General features: G+C 64.4%; 18 protein-coding genes. 7 read left to right on the top strand and 11 right to left on the bottom strand.

Annotated features, from left to right (window positions below; all coding sequences use genetic code 11):
- Positions 1–159: 159 nt before the first annotated feature.
- Positions 160–792, bottom strand: coding sequence for an HTH-type transcriptional repressor FabR (gene fabR, locus ABX298_RS07725; RefSeq protein ID WP_015271984.1), 633 nt, complete (start codon positions 790–792; stop codon positions 160–162).
- Between the two features lie 122 nt (positions 793–914).
- The gene (locus ABX298_RS07720; protein WP_085599702.1) at positions 915–1457 is read right to left on the bottom strand and encodes a phage infection protein; all 543 of its coding nucleotides are present in this window, start codon (positions 1455–1457) and stop codon (positions 915–917) included.
- Between the two features lie 341 nt (positions 1458–1798).
- Between ABX298_RS07720 and ABX298_RS07715 the strand changes: the two genes are divergently transcribed.
- Positions 1799–3865: an AsmA family protein gene (locus ABX298_RS07715; protein ID WP_367394266.1), complete on the top strand. Its 2067-nt coding sequence runs from the start codon at positions 1799–1801 to the stop codon at positions 3863–3865.
- A gap of 129 nt (positions 3866–3994) precedes the next feature.
- On the opposite strand, the gene ABX298_RS07710 is transcribed toward ABX298_RS07715, so the two are convergent.
- Entirely contained in the window at positions 3995–4525 is a 531-nt protein-coding gene (locus ABX298_RS07710) for a bacterioferritin (protein ID WP_025340810.1), read from the bottom strand.
- A 48-nt stretch (positions 4526–4573) separates the two neighbouring features.
- Positions 4574–4915, bottom strand: a complete 342-nt coding sequence (gene osmE / locus ABX298_RS07705) for an osmotically-inducible lipoprotein OsmE (protein WP_015271980.1) — start codon at positions 4913–4915, stop codon at positions 4574–4576.
- 123 nt (positions 4916–5038) lie between these two features.
- On the opposite strand from osmE, the gene ABX298_RS07700 reads away from it, so the two are divergent.
- Positions 5039–5929 (top strand): alpha/beta fold hydrolase, encoded by an 891-nt coding sequence (locus ABX298_RS07700; RefSeq protein WP_367394265.1) that lies wholly within the window; start codon positions 5039–5041, stop codon positions 5927–5929.
- Here ABX298_RS07700 and ABX298_RS07695 read toward each other — a convergent pair.
- Entirely contained in the window at positions 5926–6798 is an 873-nt protein-coding gene (locus ABX298_RS07695; protein ID WP_075046511.1) for a DMT family transporter, read from the bottom strand. The genes ABX298_RS07700 and ABX298_RS07695 overlap by 4 nt on opposite strands.
- Positions 6799–7022: 224 nt before the next feature.
- Here ABX298_RS07695 and ABX298_RS07690 point away from each other — a divergent pair, with 224 nt between their 5' ends.
- From ABX298_RS07690 to ABX298_RS07680, 3 genes are all read left to right on the top strand, one after another.
- Positions 7023–7811, top strand: a complete 789-nt coding sequence (locus ABX298_RS07690) for a helix-turn-helix domain-containing protein (RefSeq protein ID WP_025340807.1) — start codon at positions 7023–7025, stop codon at positions 7809–7811.
- 63 nt (positions 7812–7874) lie between these two features.
- A complete protein-coding gene (locus tag ABX298_RS07685) occupies positions 7875–8162 on the top strand; it encodes a PsiF family protein (protein WP_003258250.1) in 288 nt (95 codons plus the stop codon).
- Positions 8163–8233: 71 nt separating this feature from the next.
- Entirely contained in the window at positions 8234–9241 is a 1008-nt protein-coding gene (locus ABX298_RS07680; protein ID WP_025340806.1) for an AI-2E family transporter, read from the top strand.
- A 134-nt stretch (positions 9242–9375) separates the two neighbouring features.
- Here ABX298_RS07680 and ABX298_RS07675 read toward each other — a convergent pair whose 3' ends face one another.
- Positions 9376–10647 (bottom strand): Hsp70 family protein, encoded by a 1272-nt coding sequence (locus ABX298_RS07675; protein WP_085587946.1) that lies wholly within the window; start codon positions 10645–10647, stop codon positions 9376–9378.
- A 164-nt stretch (positions 10648–10811) separates the two neighbouring features.
- Between ABX298_RS07675 and cbpA the strand changes: the two genes are divergently transcribed.
- Together cbpA and ABX298_RS07665 are read left to right on the top strand one after the other, a co-directional pair.
- Positions 10812–11765: a curved DNA-binding protein gene (gene cbpA / locus ABX298_RS07670; RefSeq protein WP_100413365.1), complete on the top strand. Its 954-nt coding sequence runs from the start codon at positions 10812–10814 to the stop codon at positions 11763–11765.
- Positions 11766–11767: 2 nt separating this feature from the next.
- Entirely contained in the window at positions 11768–12073 is a 306-nt protein-coding gene (locus ABX298_RS07665) for a chaperone modulator CbpM (protein WP_025340803.1), read from the top strand.
- 126 nt (positions 12074–12199) lie between these two features.
- On the opposite strand, the gene ABX298_RS07660 is transcribed toward ABX298_RS07665, so the two are convergent.
- From ABX298_RS07660 to urtB, 5 genes are all read right to left on the bottom strand, one after another.
- Positions 12200–12715 carry an N-acetyltransferase family protein gene (locus ABX298_RS07660; protein ID WP_367394264.1) on the bottom strand — a complete coding sequence of 172 codons (516 nt, stop codon included), beginning with the start codon at positions 12713–12715 and terminating at the stop codon, positions 12200–12202.
- A 31-nt stretch (positions 12716–12746) separates the two neighbouring features.
- Positions 12747–13445: an urea ABC transporter ATP-binding subunit UrtE gene (urtE, locus tag ABX298_RS07655; RefSeq protein WP_274120274.1), complete on the bottom strand. Its 699-nt coding sequence runs from the start codon at positions 13443–13445 to the stop codon at positions 12747–12749.
- Positions 13446–13590: 145 nt separating this feature from the next.
- The gene (gene urtD / locus ABX298_RS07650; RefSeq protein WP_367394263.1) at positions 13591–14448 is read right to left on the bottom strand and encodes an urea ABC transporter ATP-binding protein UrtD; all 858 of its coding nucleotides are present in this window, start codon (positions 14446–14448) and stop codon (positions 13591–13593) included.
- Positions 14445–15524, bottom strand: a complete 1080-nt coding sequence (gene urtC, locus ABX298_RS07645) for an urea ABC transporter permease subunit UrtC (RefSeq protein ID WP_367394262.1) — start codon at positions 15522–15524, stop codon at positions 14445–14447. Before urtC ends, urtD begins: the two co-directional genes overlap by 4 nt.
- Complete coding sequence (gene urtB, locus ABX298_RS07640; RefSeq protein WP_367394474.1) at positions 15524–16978, bottom strand: urea ABC transporter permease subunit UrtB; 1455 nt, start codon at positions 16976–16978, stop codon at positions 15524–15526. Before urtB ends, urtC begins: the two co-directional genes overlap by 1 nt.
- Between the last annotated feature and the right edge of the window lie 44 nt (positions 16979–17022).

The raw sequence follows: 17022 nt of genomic DNA, 5'->3' as shown, positions 1-17022 counted from the left end.
TGTCGGGCAGGGCGCCATGGTAGCAGAACTGGGTTGTGGGTAGCCTGTGCCGGCCCTATCGCCGGCAAGCCAGCTCCCACAGGTACTTCACATTGCGCGGGCCTGTGGTGATCCTGTGGGAGCCGGCTTGCCGGCGATAGGGCCAGTACAGGCTACCGATCAGCCCGGGTTGCCCAACCCCTGCCAATGCCGCGCCCCCACGAAGATGAAGCGCAACTGTTGAGTGATCTTTTCCTGCGGCGTCAACGCCTGTGGATAACCCGCTTCGGGACTGTCGATGAGCTCTGGCAGGGTGGCGAACACGGTTTTCACCACCAGGTCGGCCATCACCGCCAGCGCGGCGCTGTCCAGGTGCTGCCAGCGCTTCATCCGCGCCAGGTCGGTGGCCAGGTCGTCGCTGATGTCCTGGCGCAGGCGGGCAATGGCCTGGCGTACGGCCTGTGAACCGCCGTACTGCTCACGGGCGAGGAACAGGAACTGCGCGCGGTGGGCGGCGACCACGTCGAGAAAAATGCGCACCGATGCGTCGGTGATGCCGCCCAGTTCGAATTCGTTCTGGCGCACCAGGCGGATGGTCTGGCGGAAGGTAGTGTCGACCTCGGCAACCAGGGCCAGGCCCAGGGCGTCCATGTCGGAAAAATGCCGGTAGAAGCCGGTGGGTACGATGCCGGCCGTCTTCGCCACTTCGCGCAGGCTGATACTGCCGAAACCACGGCCACTCTCCATGAGCTGGCAGGCGGCATCGAGCAGGGCCTGGCGGGTCTGTAGCTTCTGTTCGGCGCGCGGCAGCATGGTGCGGGCTTCTGTGGCGGTAAGGCTGGGCACTCTAGTTAAAAAAACAAAGCCCGGTCAATGGACCGGGCCTGGAGGGGAGCAAGCGTTGTGACAGAGGTTGTTCTTTTCGGCCATGGTGATCAGCTCACACGGCTGAGTTCAACCAGGCGATCCGAGCCACCTTCGGCAACACGGCCACTACGTTCGATCAGGCGATCCGAGCCACCTTCGGCAACACGGCCACTACGTTCGATCAGGCGATCCGAGCCACCTTCGGCAACACGGCCACTACGTTCGATCAGGCGATCCGAGCCACCTTCGGCAACACGGCCACTACGTTCGATCAGGCGATCGGAGCCACCTTCGGCAACGCGGCCACTACGTTCGATCAGGCGATCGGAGCCACCTTCGGCAACGCGGCCACTACGTTCGATCAGGCGATCGGAGCCACCTTCGGCAACGCGGCCACTGCGTTCGATCAGGCGATCCGAGCCACCTTCGGCAACACGGCCACTACGTTCGATCAGGCGATCAGCACCACCTTCGGCAACGGTTTTCAGCGGCTGGGCGATTTCGGCAGCGCTGGAGCGCGATTCGGCGGTCAGGTGTTGCTCGTCGGCTGGCAGGGCAAAAGCGTTGGCGGCCAGGATGGACAGGGTCAGGGTCAGCAGATGGCGTTTCATGATTTCGGTGCTCCTCTCGGGGGCTGGAAAGTGGGTACGGAGCCAATGCTACGCCGGGTAACGCCAGAGAGAAGTTCATACGGGTAATGGTAACAATCGACCGTATTGATAGAGGTTGCAAGCTGCTCTAGACAGCACTTTCCAGGTCGTAAGATGGCAATTTGATGGCGATGTTTGCGGGTAACACGTATGGCCTGGCGCGACGAATTGCTGAGCAAAAGGCCAGGAAAAACTTCGCTATCATGGCGCCATCGATAAAACCCCACGGGTTTTCATCAGTCCGAGATATTGAGTGCCACCGCTGCACCTGTTCTGTGCCATACCGCAAGGAGAATCACGCAATGACGCGTCCCGCCAGAATCCTCGTCTGGACCTTCACCAGCCTGCTGACCCTGCTGGCGATCCTGGTGGTGGTGATCGCCACCTTCGACTGGAACCGCGTCAAGCCCCTGCTCAACGAGAAAGTCTCCGAGGCCCTGCAGCGGCCCTTCGCGATCAATGGCAACCTTGCCGTGGACTGGCGCACCGAACCAGAAGAGGGGGGCTGGCGTGCCTGGGTACCCTGGCCGCACTTCATTGCCGAAGACCTGACCCTGGGCAACCCCGAGTGGCTCAAGGAACCGAAGATGGTCGGCCTGGAGCGCGTGGCGTTCCGCCTGGCGCCGCTGCCGCTGCTGTTCCAGCAGATCAGCATCCCGCGCATCGACCTGACCAAGCCCACAGCCAGCCTCACCCGCCTGGCCGATGGCCGCGCCAACTGGGCCTTCGACTTCGGCCCCAAGGATGAAAACGCAGAGCCTTCCAAATGGCAGCTGGACATTGGCGCCATCGGCTTCGACCAGGGCAATGTCAGCTTCGATGACCAAACCCTGAAAACCAGCATGAAGGTACAGATCGACCCGCTGGGCAAGCCTGTCCCGTTCAGCGACATCGTTGGCAAGGCCAGCGCCGAGAAGGCCGGTGCCGCGCAGGACTACGCCTTCGGGCTCAAGGCCCAGGGCCGCTACAAAGGCCAGCTGGTCTCCGGTACCGGCAAGATCGGCGGCCTGCTGGCCCTGCAGGACGCCAGCCAGCCGTTCCCGCTGCAGGCTGACGTGCGCATCGCCGACACCCATGTGGTACTCGCCGGCACCCTGACCGACCCGCGCAACCTCGGCGCCCTTGACCTGCGCCTGCGCCTGTCCGGGGCCAGCCTGGGCAACCTCTACCCGCTGACCGGCGTAACCTTGCCCGACACCCCGGCCTATTCCACCGACGGCCACCTCAGCGCCAACCTGCACGCGGCGCAAGGGGCGACCTTCAACTACCAGGGCTTCAACGGCAAGATCGGTGACAGCGATATCCACGGCGACCTGGCCTTCGTTGCCAGCCAGCCACGGCCCAAGCTGTCCGGCAACCTGGTGTCCAACCAGTTGCTGTTCAAGGACCTGGCGCCGCTGATCGGCGCCGACTCCAACGCCGAGCAGAAGGCCCGCGGGGGTGCCAGCAAGCAGCCGGTGGGCAAGGTGCTGCCGGTGGAGGAGTTCCGCACCGAGCGCTGGCGCACGATGGACGCCGACGTCACCTTCGCCGGCAAGCGCATCGTGCACAGCGCGCAACTGCCGTTCAACGACCTGTCGGCCCACGTGATACTGGAGGACGGCCTGCTGCGCCTGGAGCCCCTGCGTTTTGGCGTGGCTGGCGGCAACCTCGCTTCCAGGATCCGCCTGGATGGCCGCAACGTGCCGTTGCAGGGGCGTGCCCGGCTGACGGCGCGCGGCTTCAAGCTCAAGCAGTTGTTCCCCTCCTTTGCGCCTATGCAGACCAGCTTCGGTGAGTTGAATGGCGATGCCGATATCACCGGCCGGGGCAACTCGGTGGCCGCCTTGCTGGGCACGGCCAATGGCGACCTGCGCATGTTGATCAACGATGGCGCCATCAGCCGCAGCCTGATGGAGATTGCCGGGTTGAACGTGGGCAACTATGTGGTCGGCAAGCTGTTTGGCGATGAGGATGTGAAGATCAACTGTGCAGCGGCTGACGTGGGCATCAAGGATGGCCTGGCGACCACGCGCCTGTTCATCTTCGATACCGAGAACGCGATCATCTACATCAACGGCACGGCCAATTTCGCCACGGAGCAGCTGGACCTGAAAATTACCCCTGAATCGAAAGGGCTGCGGCTGTTCTCGCTGCGCTCGCCGCTGTATGTGCGCGGGCCGTTCGCCAAGCCCAGTGCCGGGGTGCAGGCGGTGCCGCTGGCGTTGCGCGGGGCGGGGATGGTGGCGTTGGGTGTGGTTGCCGGGCCGGCGGCGGGGTTGCTGGCGCTGATTGCGCCTAGCAGCGGGGATGATCCCAACCAGTGCACGCCTCTGTTGCAGCAGATGAAGGCGGGCAAGGCGCCGGCGGTGGTGAAAGAGAGGAAATAGCAGGGGGCCGCTTCGCAGCCCAATCGCCGGCAAGCCAGCTCCCACAGGGGACTCCACAGACCTCAAGGCTCGTGCAATACCTGTGGGAGCTGGCTTGCCGGCGAATGGGGCGCAAAGCGCCCCCAGCAATTACAAGCCTTGCAACAGGTCGGACATATCGTCCGCGTGCTCTTCTTCCTGCGCGAGGATGTCCTCAAAAATCCGCCGCGTAGTCGGATCTTTATCCCCTATGTACCGAATGATCTCGCGATAGCTATCGATGGCGATCCGCTCCGCCACCAGGTCTTCCAGCACCATCTCCTTCAATGAAGTACCCGCCACATATTGGGCATGAGACCGCTTGCTCAGGTTGTCCGGGTTGAAATCCGGCTCTCCACCTAACTGCACGATCCGTTCGGCAAGCTTGTCGGCGTGCTCGGCTTCCTGGTTGGCATGCTCGAGGAATTCATCGGCAGCCACGCTGGCCTTGATGCCGCTGGCCATGAAGTAGTGACGCTTGTAGCGCAGCACGCAGACCAGTTCGGTGGCCAGTGAATCATTGAGCAGGCGCAGGATCTGTTGGCGATCAGCATCGTAACCCTCGGTCACCGCACCTTGCTCGACATGCTGGCGGGCACGTTCGCGCAGGGTTTGCACATCGGTCAGTTCAGTCGCATTCATGTTCATCTCCTGGAACATCAGGGTGGTCATGGATATGGCCTGGAAGGCTCAGGCGCCGTGGACGGCGTCGCTGTCTTCTTCGCGTTGTTTGCAAGTCTTGAAGCCCTTGGCGTCGACATGGCCGGTGGCGTCGAAGCGCACGTAGTAGGGCTGCTGGTGGCCATCGTGGTTGAGGATGTAGTCGTTGCAGGTGCCGCCATGGGGGAGGTCGATCACGTTGGACGGGCTGCCGCCGATGGCGATGACTTTCTGCATGGTCATGCCTTTTTCCACCTGCTTGACCAGCGGCTCGTCGCGGTAGGTGACGTAGTCCACCGGGTTTTCCGGGCGGCTGCCGCAGGCGGCGAGGGTGGCGCTTGCCAGAAGGATTGCCAGAGTCTGCTTGTACATGGTCCCGCTCCTTGCAAAGGGTATGTGTGGTTTGGAACCGCAGCGCGCGCCGGGAGTTCGATTGCGATGGTCATCAAGGCCGCTGTAGTGTTGGCCGGTCGTCCACGAAAAGGGGCTGGGGCAATGCATCAGGAATTGGCCACGCGATACCCGTTGGTGCTGGTGCCGGGCATGCTCGGTTTTGTCCGGGTAGTGCTCTACCCCTACTGGTTCGGCATCGTGCCGGCCCTGCGCAAGGGCGGGGCGCAGGTGTTCCCGGTGCAGGTTTCGCCACTGCATTCCAGCGAGGTGCGCGGCGAGCAGTTGCTGGCCATCATCGAAGACATCTGCCTGCGCACCGGAGCGGAAAAGGTCAACCTCATCGGCCACAGTCAGGGTGCCCTGAGCGCGCGCTACGCGGCTGCCAGGCGGCCCGGGCGGGTGGCTTCGGTCACTTCGGTGGCGGGGCCCAACCATGGCTCGGAACTGGCCGACTACCTGGAGCGTACGGCACCGGGCAATTCCCCGCAGGGGCGCATCCTGAAGGCCGTGCTGCATGGCTTGGCCGTGCTGCTGGTGTGGCTGGAAACCGGATGGCGCCGCGACCCGCTGCCGGTGGATGTACACGCCTCGCACCAGTCGTTGACCAGCGCCGGGGTGGCGCTCTTCAACCAGGCTTATCCACAGGGGTTGCCAGACACCTGGGGCGGGGAAGGGGCCTATGAGGTCGATGGGGTGCGCTATTACTCCTGGTCCGGCACCCTGCAGCCCGGCCTGACCGACCAGCGGCGCAACCGTTTCGACGGCAGCAGCCACTTCTGCCGCCTGTTCGCGCGCAGTTTCGTCAAGGAAAAGGGCCATTGCGACGGTATGGTCGGGCGCTTCAGTTCGCACCTGGGGCAGGTGATCGGCGACGATTACCCGCTCGACCACCTGGATATCGTCAACCAGTCGCTTGGTGCGGTGGGCAAGGGTGCCGAACCGGTGCGACTGTTCACCGAACATGCGGCCCGGCTCAAGGCGGCAGGGCTCTAACGACGGATCGGTGTGGTCCAGCGCTCGGCCAGCACCACGCCCGCCAGGGTCAGCAGGCCGCCGACCAGGTGATAGCGGGCCAGCTGCTCGTCGAGCACCACGGCGGCGATCAGTGCCGTGACCAGCGGCAGCAGGTTGAAGAACAGCGTGGTGCGGCTGGGCCCCAGGCGGTGCACGGCCTGCATCCACACCAGGGGCGCGATCATCGAGGCCAGCACGCAGGCGTACAGCACCAGGCCGATGTTGCGGCTGTTCAGGCCAGTCTTGTCCGACAGCACGAACAGCGGCAGCAGCACGACGATGGCTACCAGCACCTGCAGGTACAGCAGCTGCATCGGCGGCAGGCGCAGCTGCCATTTCTTCAGCAGGAAGCTGTACAGCGCGTAGGCCAGTGTGGCCACCAGCATCAGCAGGTCGCCGCTGTTCAGGCCTTGTTGCAACAGGCTGGCGGGGTGGCCGGCGCTGACCACTTCAAGCACGCCGAAAAATGACACCAGCGCGCCCAGCAGGGCGCCGTAGCTCAGGCGCTGGCCCAGCCAGGCGATGGACAGTGCCAGTGACATCAGTGGCATCAGCGAGAGGATGATGCCCATGTTGGTGGCGCTGGTGATGCCGGCGGCGAAGTAGGCCAGGCTCTGGTACAGCGCCATGCCCAGCACGCCCAGCACGAAAACCTTGCCCAGGTGCGGGCGAATGGCCGCGCGATTGCGCCACACGGCGGGCAGCAGGAACGGGGTGAACAACAGCGCGGCCAGCAGCCAGCGGTAGAAACCGATCTCGGCGGGGTGGATGGCGCCGGCGGACATCTTGGTGACCACGGTGTTGCCGGCCCATATCAGGATGGCGGTCAGGGGGAACAGGTAGTTCATGTAGCAGGTTACTCGTTGGGGCTTGGATTGGGGCTGCTTTGCAGCCCTTCGCGGGCTCGCCCGCTCCCACAGGATCTGCGCCAGCTTTCAGGCCTGTGATATCCCTGTGGGAGCGGGCAAGCCCGCGAAGGCCTGCGCAGCAGGCCCCGATGGCAGCCATTATCAACTGTCTGTAAACAAGCCTATACTCCTATCCAGACAACCCACCCCGCAAAGCAGACAGCATGCCGCGCAAATACCTCGACATTCCCCAGTTCACCCGGCTCCCGGCCCCGGTGTACTTCCGTCACGACGAGTTCGGTGCCGACACCCGCAGCGCCCTGCATCGCCACGCCTGGGGCCAGCTCAACTACACCGCCCACGGCGTGATGCACCTGGAGGTCGCCGGCCAGCACTTCCTGTCGCCGCCGCAATACGCCGTGTGGGTGCCGCCCGACACCGAGCATGGCTGCTACAACCCACAGGCCATCGTCTACCGTTCGGTCTACCTGGACCGCAGCCTGTGCGCCGCACTGCCGCAGCAACCGTGCAGCCTGATGATCAGCGACATCCTCAAGGCCATCCTCGCCGACTTCGCCCGGCGCGACCTGCGGGTGGCCGAGGGCGAGCGCGACCAGCGCCTGGTGCAAGTGCTGCTCGACCAGCTGCTGCTGGCGCCCACCCAGGCCTGCTACCTGCCGTTTGCCCACAGCGAAGGCTTGCGCCAGGTGCTCGATGCCCTCGGTGCCGAGCCGGGCGACAACCGTCCGCTGGCCGACTGGGCCGCCAAGGTGCATGTCAGCGAACGTACCCTGGCCCGCCAGTTCCTGCGTGAACTGGGCATCAGTTTTGGCGAATGGCGCCTGCGCCTGCGCTTTCTGCGCGCCATCGAAGCGCTGGAGGCCGGCCAGCCGATCCAGGCCATCGCCTTCGACCTGGGCTACAGCAGCGCCTCGGCGTTCATCGCCATGTTCCAGCGCCAGGCCCAGTGCACGCCCGAGCAATACCGCCGCCAGGCACGGGCAGGGCGTTGAGAATTCTTGGCTACACTCAGCTCGACCCCCGTGCATCGGGCGCGGAGCCAAGGAGACTACTCCATGAAAGTGCTGCAAATCCCCTTACTGGTATTGGCGGTGTTGTTCAGCGCCCAAGGCTTCGCCGCCAATACCGCGCAGCAGGAAAAGATGAAAACCTGCAACGCCGACGCCACCGCCAAGGCCCTCAAGGGCGATGAGCGCAAAGCCTTCATGAGCACCTGCCTGAAGAAGGATGTGCCGCAAACCCAGCAAGAAAAGATGAAAACCTGCAACGCCGACGCCACCACCAAGGCCCTGAAGGGTGACGAGCGCAAAGCGTTCATGAGCGACTGCCTGAAGAAGAAATGACCTGCGCCTATGCCTGCAGACGTAAGGCTGGCAGACTGCGGGTCTTTCCCGTTGTCTGCCGTTGAGGCTGTATGACCTTCACCCCCCGCCAGGTCACCCTGGCCAGCTGGATCATCGTGTTTGCCGGCCTGTTGCTGGCGTTGCCCCTGAAATTGCTGCCGAGCCTGCTGGCCGGCCTGCTGGTGTTCGAGCTGGTCAACATGCTCACGCCGCGGCTGCAGCCGCTGATTGCCGGGCAGCGTGCCCGCTGGTTGGCTGTAGCGCTGCTCGGCACGCTGGTGGTCAGCACCCTGACCCTGCTGTTTGCCGGTGCTTTCAGCTTTTTGCTGCACGAGGCGGAAAACCCCGGGGCTTCGCTGGACAAGTTCATGGCCCTGGTGGAGCGCGCCCGCGGGCAGTTGCCGCCGTTCATCGAAGGCTACCTGCCGGCCAGTGCGGCGGAGTTCAAGGTGGCCATCGGTGACTGGATCAAGAGCCACCTGAGCGACCTGCAGCTGGTGGGCAAGGGTATGGCGCACATGTTCGTCACCCTGTTGATCGGCATGATCCTGGGCGCCATCGTCGCCTTGCAGCGCATCCCCGACATCTCCCGGCGCAAGCCGCTGGCGGCGGCGCTGTTCGAGCGCCTGAGCCTGCTGGTGCAGGCGTTTCGCAACATCGTCTTCGCGCAGATCAAGATTTCGCTGCTCAACACCACCTTCACCGGCATCTTCCTGGCCGTGGTGCTGCCGATGTTCGACGTGCACCTGCCGCTGACCAAGACGCTGATCGTGCTGACCTTCCTGCTGGGCCTGCTGCCGGTGATCGGCAACCTGATGTCGAATACCCTGATCACCATCGTCGGCCTGTCGCTGTCGATCTGGGTGGCGGCGGCGGCGCTGGGTTACCTGATCGTCATCCACAAGGTCGAGTACTTCCTCAACGCGCGGATCGTGGGCGGGCAGATCAGTGCCAAGTCGTGGGAACTGCTGCTGGCGATGCTGGTGTTCGAAGCGGCGTTCGGGCTGCCGGGGGTGGTGGCGGGGCCGATCTACTATGCCTACCTGAAGAGTGAGCTGAAGCGGGCCGAACTGGTCTGATTCTTTATTGACCAGTACCGGCCTCTTCGCGGGTAAACCCGCTCCCACAGGTCCGCCACTTCTCTCAAGACTTGCGGGGACCCTGTGGGAGCGGGTTTACCCGCGAAGAGGCCGGCACAGGTGAAAGGGATGGCTCAGGCTACGCCGTAACGCTTGCGCGCCTCGATGGCCAGCCCGCTACCAATGCTGCCAAAGATGTTGCCTTCCACATGCCGCGCATTCGGCAGCATCGCCGACACGCTGTTGCGCAGCGCCGGAATCCCGCTGGAGCCGCCGGTGAAGAACACCGTATCGACCTGTGTTTCGCTCACTCCAGCCTTGGCCAGCAGTTCGCTCACGCTACCACGCACCCGCTCCAGCAACCCTTCGATAGCCCCCTCGAACAGCGCCCGTGACAGGTCCACGCCCAGCTCGCGCTCGATGCGGCCGAGGTCGACGTGGCGGCTCTGCTGCTCGGTCAGCTCGATCTTGCTGGCCTCCACCTCCATCGCCAACCAGTGCCCGGCACGCTCTTCGATCAGCTTGAACAGGCGGTCGATGCCCAGCGTGTCCTCGATGTCATAGCGCATGCTGCCCAGCGCCAGCTGCGACTTCTGCGAATACAGGGCGTTGATGGTGTGCCAGGTGGCGAGGTTGAGGTGATAGCTGGTCGGCATCAGCGCGCCGCTCTTCATGCGGCTGCCGTAGCCGAACAGCGGCATCACGCCCTGCAGGCTCAGCTGCTTGTCGAAGTCGGTACCGCCAATGTGCACGCCGCCGGTGGCGAGGATGTCGCTCTGGCGCTCGGCCACCAGGTGGCGCTCGGGCGACAGGCGGATCAGGGTGAAGTCCGAGGTACCACCGCCAATGTCGACGATCAGCACCAGCTCTTCGCGGCTGATGCTCGACTCGTAGTCGAAGGCCGCGGCAATCGGCTCGTACTGGAACGACACATCCTTGAAGCCGATCTTGCGCGCCACTTCGGCCAGGGTGTCCTCGGCCTCCTGGTCGGCGGCCGGGTCTTCGTCGACGAAGAACACCGGGCGGCCCAGCACCACCTGCTCGAACTCACGCCCGGCAGCGGCCTCTGCGCGTTTTTTCAGCTCGCCGATGAACATGCCCAGCAGGTCCTTGAACGGCAGGGCGCTGCCCAGCACGCTGGTGTCGTGCTTGATCAGCTTGGAGCCCAGCAGGCTTTTCAGCGAACGCATCAGGCGGCCTTCGTAGCCTTCCAGGTACTCGTGCAGTGCCAGGCGGCCATATACCGGGCGACGCTCCTCGATGTTGAAGAACACCACCGAGGGCAAGGTGATCTTGCCGTCTTCCAGGGCAATCAGCGACTCGACGCCGGGGCGGTGCCAGCCGACCGTGGAGTTGGAGGTGCCAAAGTCGATGCCCAGGGCGCGGGCCGGGGATACGTCAGACATGGGGAATGAGCTTCCGGAGGCAAAACGGCCGCGCAGTGTATGCCAGTTGGCTACAGAATCAAGACCGGTCGTCTGCCATGGAGCAAACCCAAGGCGGTCTTGAAAGGCTATGCTTGACCCCTATCTTCTTTTGCAACACGCACATTCACATTGGTGATCCATAGATGGACTTCAAAGATTATTACAAGATACTCGGCGTAGAGCCCACGGCGGACGACAAGGCGATCAAGGCCGCGTACCGCAAGCTGGCGCGCAAGTATCACCCCGATGTCAGCAAGGAGCGCGACGCCGAGGAAAAATTCAAGGAGGCCAACGAGGCCTACGAAGTGCTGGGCGACGCGCAGAAACGTGCCGAATTCGACGAAATCCGCAAGTACGGCGGCCAGCATGGCCGGCCGTTCCAGGCACCACCGGGCTGGGAAAGCCGCGGCGGTGGCGGTGGTTTCGAAGGCGGTGATTTTTCCGACTTTTTCAGCTCGATCTTTGGTGGCCGGGGCGGCAACCCGTTCGGTGGTGCCCGGCAGCAGCAACGCAGCGCCGGCAGGCGGGGGCAGGACGTGGAGCTAGAACTGGCGGTATTCCTTGAAGAGACCCTGAGCAAGGAGTCCAAGCAGATCAGCTTCCAGGTGCCGCAGACCAATGCCATGGGCCAGCGCACCGGCTTCACTACCAAGACCCTGAACGTGAAGATCCCGGCAGGGGTGACCGACGGCGAGCGCATCCGCCTCAAGGGCCAGGGCGCGCCGGGCAGTGGTGGCGGGGCCAATGGCGACCTGTTCCTGACCATTCGCATGGCACCGCACCCGCTGTTCGATGTCGAAGGTCATGACCTGATCATCACCGTGCCGCTGGCACCGTGGGAGGCAGCACTGGGCGCCAAGGTGGCCGTGCCGACCCTGGACGGCAAGATCAACCTCACCATCCGCCCCGACAGCCAGAGCGGCCAGCGCCTGCGCGTGCCGGGCAAGGGCCTGGCCAACAAGAGTGGCGAGCGCGGCAACCTTTACGCGCAGCTGAAAGTGGTCATGCCGCCAGCATCCGACGAGTCTGCCCGCGAATTGTGGAGCAAGCTTTCCGAGAAGGCTGCGTTCAACCCGAGGACACAATGGAGTAAGTGATCATGAGCAGCACCCTGATCGTTCAACTGGACATGCGTACCTTGTGTCAGGAGGCCGATATCACGGCTGACTGCGTGATCGAAATCGTCGAGCACGGCATTGTCGAACCTTCCGGCCGAACGCCGGAGGACTGGTTGTTCGACGATCAGGCGCCGTTGTTGGCCAAACGCGCGGCGAAGCTGCATCAGGAGCTGGAACTGGAGTGGGAAGGGGTGGCGCTGGCGCTGGAACTGCTGCAGGAAGTGCAGCAGTTGCGCAGCGAGAACAACATGCTGAGGCAGCGGTTGGGCAGGTTTACCCAGATGTGAGGTTTGCAGGCCCGGCCTCTTCGCGGGTGAACCCGCTCCCACAGGGATCGCACGATTCCTGAGATGTGCGCAGTACCTGTGGGAGCGGGTTTACCCGCGAAGAGGCCAGTACAGGCAAAATCAAATTCAGCTTGGTTCTGCCCCCGGGTTCAGCACCAGCTGCATGAAGGTCAAGTCCAGCCACCGGCCAAACTTCACCCCCACCTGCGGCATCTGCCCGGTCACCACGAAGCCCAGCCGCTCGTGCAGGCGCACCGACGCTGCATTGCCGCTCTCGATGGCCGCCACCATCACATGCTTGCCACGCGCGCGCGCACGCTCGATCAGCGCCGCCATCAGCACCGGACCCAGCCCCTTGCCACGCTGGTCGCTGCGGATATACACCGAATGCTCAACGGTAAGGCGAAAGCCCTCGAACGGCCGCCAGTCGCCAAACGACGCATAGCCCAGCACCCCGCTCTCATCCACCGCCACCAGGATCGGGTAACCCTGCTGCGCACGTGCGGCAAACCAGGCCAGGCGGTTGGCCAGGTCCACCGGGGTTTCGTTCCAGATCGCCGTGGTGTTGCGCACCGCGTCGTTGTAGATGTCGAGGATGCCCGGCACGTCGGAAGGCAGGGCGTCGCGGATTTCATGACTCATGACAGCGTCTCGCAGGGTTGTTGCTTGCAGATTAAATGGTTACCAGCCCGCGCACACCTTCGGCCTGCATGTTTTCACCGCGCCCCCGCTGGATGATCTCGCCACGGGCCATCACCAGATACTGGTCGGCCAGCTCCTCGGCGAAGTCGTAGAACTGCTCCACCAGCAGGATTGCCATGTCGCCACGCTCGGCCAGGCGGCGGATGACTGCGCCGATCTCCTTGATCACCGAAGGCTGGATACCCTCGGTGGGCTCGTCGAGGATCAGCAGGCGCGGGCGGCTGGCCAGCGCGCGGCCGATGGCCAGCTGTTGCTGCTGGCCGCCGGACAGGTCACCGCCACGGCGTTGTTTCATCTGTTCCAGCACGGGGAACAGTTCGTAGATGAAGGGCGGTACTTCCCGAGCTTCACGGGCGGGGAAGCGCGAAAGGCCCATCAGCAGGTTTTCCTCGACAGTGAGGCGCGGGAAGATCTCGCGGCCCTGGGGCACGTAGGCGATGCCGGCGTGGACCCGTTGCTGGGGCTTGAGGCTGGTGATCGGCCTGCCTTCCCATTCGATGCTGCCGTCGCGCGCCGGGACCAGGCCCATCAGGCAGCGCAGCAGGGTGGTCTTGCCCACGCCGTTGCGGCCCAGCAGGCAGGTGACTTCGCCGACCTTGGCTTCGAAGGACAGACCCCGGAGGATATGGCTGCCGCCGTAGTACTGGTGCAGGGTGTCGATTTTCAGCATGTGTGGTTCCTGGGAAATCTGCTTTGCCTGTGCCGGCCTTTTCGCGGGTGAACCCGCTCCCACAAGGACCGCGCAGCTCTTCAGGCCTGTGCCGTACCTGTGGGAGCGGGTTTACCCGCGAAGAGGCCGGCACAGGTATCCATATCTAGCGGCCCAGATACACCTCGACCACCCGCTCATCCGCCTGCACCTGCTCCAGCGACCCTTCCGCCAGCACGCTGCCCTGGTGCAGCACGGTCACATGGTCGGCAATGCTGCCGACAAACCCCATGTCATGCTCCACCACCATCAGCGAATGCTTGCCAGCCAACCCCTTGAACAGCTCGGCGGTGAACTCGGTCTCGGCATCGGTCATGCCCGCCACCGGCTCGTCCAGCAACAGCAGTTGCGGCTCCTGCACCAGCAACATGCCGATCTCCAGGAACTGCTTCTGCCCATGCGATAGCAAGCCCGCCTGACGCTGGGCCAGCGGCAGCAGGCGCAAGGTGCCCAGCACCTCCTCGATGCGCTGGCGCTGTTCACCACCCAGGCGCGCTGCCAGGCTGGCCAATACCGACTTGTCGGTCTTCAGCGCCAGCTCCAGGTTTTCGAACACCGTCAGCGCCTCGAACACCGTGGGCTTCTGGAACTTGCGGCCTATGCCGGCCTGGGCGATCTGGTATTCGCTCATGCGGGTCAGGTCGAGGGTGTCACCGAAATAGGCCGTACCGCTGTCGGGCCGGGTCTTGCCGGTGATCACATCCATCATCGTGGTCTTGCCGGCCCCGTTGGGGCCGATGATGCAGCGCAGCTCGCCCACGCCGATGTACAGGTTCAGCGCGTTCAGCGCCTTGAAGCCATCGAAGCTGACGCTTATGTCTTCCAGGCTCAGCACCGTGCCATGGCGGGTATCGAGGCCGGCCTTGCGGCTGTGGCCCAGACCGATGGCGTCGCGGCCGGCGCCGAGGTTGTCGAACACCGGTTCGAGCATGAATTCCGGGTGGACCGGGGGCACGCTTCTCATGGCTGGCTCCTTTTCTTCAACAGGCCGACCACGCCCTTGGGCAGGTACAGGGTGACGAGGATGAACAACGCGCCGAGGAAGAACAGCCAGAACTCCGGGAAGGCCACGGTGAACCAGCTTTTCATGCCATTGACCAGGCCGGCGCCGAGCAGCGGGCCGATCAAGGTGCCGCGCCCGCCCAGGGCCACCCACACGGCGGCTTCGATGGAGTTGGTCGGCGACATCTCGCTGGGGTTGATGATGCCCACCTGCGGTACGTACAGCGCACCGGCCAGGCCGCACAGTACGGCGCTTAGCACCCACACCAGCAGCTTGAAACCGCGTGGGTCGTAGCCACAGAACATCAGGCGGTTTTCGGCGTCGCGCACGGCGGTGAGCAGGCGGCCGAACTTGCTGCGGGTGAGGCGCCAGCACAGGTACAGGCTGGCCAGCAGCAGGCCGACGGTGAGCAGGAACAGCACCGCGCGGGTGCCTTGGGCGGCAATGTCGAAGCCAAGGATGGTGCGGAAGCTGGTAAAGCCGTTGTTGCCGCCAAAGCCGGTTTCGTTGCGGAAGAACAGCAACATGCCGGCAAAGGTCAGCGCCTGGGTCATGATCGAGAAGTACACGCCCTTGATCCGCGAGCGGAAGGCGAACCAGCCGAACACCAGCGCCAGCAGCCCGGGCGCCAGCACCATCAGGCACAGGGCCCAGGCGAAATGCTGGGTACCGGCCCAGTACCAGGGCAGCTCGCTCCACGACAGGAAGGTCATGAACCCTGGCAGGTCGTCACCGGCGGCCTGGCGCATCAGGTACATGCCCATGGCGTAGCCACCGAGGGCGAAGAACAGCCCGTGGCCTAGCGACAGCAGCCCTGCATAGCCCCAGACCAGGTCCAGGGCCAGGGCGACGATGGCGTAGCAGAGGATCTTGCCGACCAGGGTCAGGGTGTAGGCCGACACTTGCAGGGCATGGTCCGCCGGCAGCAGCGACAGCAGCGGCAGGGCCACCAGCAGCAGGACGACGACGGCGCCGATGGCCAGGGTCAGGCGTGGCCCGGCCTTTTGCGTAGCGGTGACAAGCAGTGGCTGGTTCATCAGTCGATTACCCGTCCCTTGAGGGCGAACAGGCCTTGCGGGCGCTTCTGGATGAACAGAATGATCAACGCAAGGATGAGGATCTTGCCGAGCACGGCGCCGATCTGCGGCTCTAGCAGCTTGTTGGCGATGCCAAGGCCGAAGGCTGCCCACAGGCTGCCGGCCAACTGGCCGACGCCGCCGAGCACCACCACCAGGAACGAGTCGATGATGTAGCTCTGGCCCAGGTCCGGGCCGACGTTGCCGACCTGGCTCAGGGCCACGCCGCCGAGCCCGGCGATGCCCGAGCCGAGGCCGAAGGCGAGCATGTCTACGCGCCCGGTGGACACGCCGCAGCAGGCGGCCATGTTGCGGTTCTGGGTGACCGCGCGCACGTTCAGGCCCAGCCGTGTGCGGTTGAGCAGCAGCCAGGTGAGCAGTACCACGGCCAGGGCGAAGCCGATGATCACCAGGCGGTTGTATGGCAGCACCAGGTTGGGCAGCAGCTGGATGCCCCCCGACAGCCAGGTCGGGTTGCTGACTTCGACGTTCTGCGCGCCGAACAGCAGGCGGATGGCCTGGATCAGGATCAGGCTGATGCCCCAGGTCGCCAGCAGGGTTTCCAGTGGGCGGCCATACAGGTGGCGGATTACCGTGCGCTCCAATGCCATGCCGACCCCGGCACTGATGGCGAACGCCACTGGCAAAGCGATCAGCGGGTAGAACTCGATGGCGCCGGGGGCATAGCGCTGCAGCAGTACCTGGACCATGTAGGTGCTGTAGGCGCCGAGCATCAGCATTTCGCCGTGGGCCATGTTGATCACCCCGAGCAGGCCGAAGGTGATGGCCAGGCCAAGGGCTGCGAGCAGCAGGATCGAGCCCAGCGACAGGCCGCTGAAGGCCTGGCCGAGCAGTTCGCCCACCAGCAGCTTGCGCTTGACCTGGGCCAGGCTGGTTTCGGCCGCGGTGCGTACGGCTGCGTCGCTCTCGGCGTCGGGTTGCAGCAAGGCTTCGAGGCGGGTGCGGGCCAGCGGGTCGCCGGTTTCGCCGAGCAGGCGAACGGCGGCCAGGCGTACTGCCGGTTCGCTGGCGCCCAGTTGCAGGTTGGCCAGGGCCAGGCCGAGGGCGGCGTGCACGGCGGCATCCGGTTCGCTGGCGAAGCGCCGGTCGAGGAAGGCCATTTGCGCCGGTTGCGCGCTTTTCTGTAGTTGTTGGGCAGCGGCCAGGCGGATGTCGCTGTTGTCGCTGAGCAACTGGTGGCTGGCCAGGGCGTTGTCGATCAGGCCGCGCAGGCGGTTGTTCAGGCGCACCTTGCGCGTGTCACCTTCGGCGATGCGACCCTGGTGCAGGTTCTCAAGCAGCGGCAGGCGGGCGGCATCGGGTTGCGCCGCCCAGCCTTCGAGCAGGCGGGCTTGCTCGGCGGGCTTGGCAGCGAGGAAGAATTCGCCCTCGCTGGCCTGGGTTGCCAAGGGCATCAGCAGGAGCAGGGTGAGCAGCAGTCTGAGCATGCGAGTAATCC

Origin of the sequence: Pseudomonas sp. X4, from assembly GCF_040784925.1 — a bacterium.
Classification (GTDB): domain Bacteria; phylum Pseudomonadota; class Gammaproteobacteria; order Pseudomonadales; family Pseudomonadaceae; genus Aquipseudomonas; species Aquipseudomonas putida_Z.
The sequence above is the reverse complement of the archived record's forward strand: the minus strand, read 5'-3'. Positions and strand labels throughout refer to the sequence as shown.

Coding starts and splice junctions, on each gene's coding strand:
- ABX298_RS07665 (WP_025340803.1), top strand. CDS start 11,768: ATGAGCAGCACCCTGATCGTTCAACTGGACATGCGTACCTTGTGTCAG.
- ABX298_RS07720 (WP_085599702.1), bottom strand. CDS start 1,457: ATGAAACGCCATCTGCTGACCCTGACCCTGTCCATCCTGGCCGCCAAC.
- fabR (WP_015271984.1), bottom strand. CDS start 792: ATGCTGCCGCGCGCCGAACAGAAGCTACAGACCCGCCAGGCCCTGCTC.
- urtB (WP_367394474.1), bottom strand. CDS start 16,978: ATGCCCTTGGCAACCCAGGCCAGCGAGGGCGAATTCTTCCTCGCTGCC.
- ABX298_RS07710 (WP_025340810.1), bottom strand. CDS start 4,525: ATGAATGCGACTGAACTGACCGATGTGCAAACCCTGCGCGAACGTGCC.
- osmE (WP_015271980.1), bottom strand. CDS start 4,915: ATGTACAAGCAGACTCTGGCAATCCTTCTGGCAAGCGCCACCCTCGCC.
- ABX298_RS07715 (WP_367394266.1), top strand. CDS start 1,799: ATGACGCGTCCCGCCAGAATCCTCGTCTGGACCTTCACCAGCCTGCTG.
- ABX298_RS07700 (WP_367394265.1), top strand. CDS start 5,039: ATGCATCAGGAATTGGCCACGCGATACCCGTTGGTGCTGGTGCCGGGC.
- ABX298_RS07685 (WP_003258250.1), top strand. CDS start 7,875: ATGAAAGTGCTGCAAATCCCCTTACTGGTATTGGCGGTGTTGTTCAGC.
- ABX298_RS07675 (WP_085587946.1), bottom strand. CDS start 10,647: ATGTCTGACGTATCCCCGGCCCGCGCCCTGGGCATCGACTTTGGCACC.
- urtC (WP_367394262.1), bottom strand. CDS start 15,524: ATGAACCAGCCACTGCTTGTCACCGCTACGCAAAAGGCCGGGCCACGC.
- urtE (WP_274120274.1), bottom strand. CDS start 13,445: ATGCTGAAAATCGACACCCTGCACCAGTACTACGGCGGCAGCCATATC.
- urtD (WP_367394263.1), bottom strand. CDS start 14,448: ATGAGAAGCGTGCCCCCGGTCCACCCGGAATTCATGCTCGAACCGGTG.
- ABX298_RS07695 (WP_075046511.1), bottom strand. CDS start 6,798: ATGAACTACCTGTTCCCCCTGACCGCCATCCTGATATGGGCCGGCAAC.
- ABX298_RS07690 (WP_025340807.1), top strand. CDS start 7,023: ATGCCGCGCAAATACCTCGACATTCCCCAGTTCACCCGGCTCCCGGCC.
- cbpA (WP_100413365.1), top strand. CDS start 10,812: ATGGACTTCAAAGATTATTACAAGATACTCGGCGTAGAGCCCACGGCG.
- ABX298_RS07660 (WP_367394264.1), bottom strand. CDS start 12,715: ATGAGTCATGAAATCCGCGACGCCCTGCCTTCCGACGTGCCGGGCATC.
- ABX298_RS07680 (WP_025340806.1), top strand. CDS start 8,234: ATGACCTTCACCCCCCGCCAGGTCACCCTGGCCAGCTGGATCATCGTG.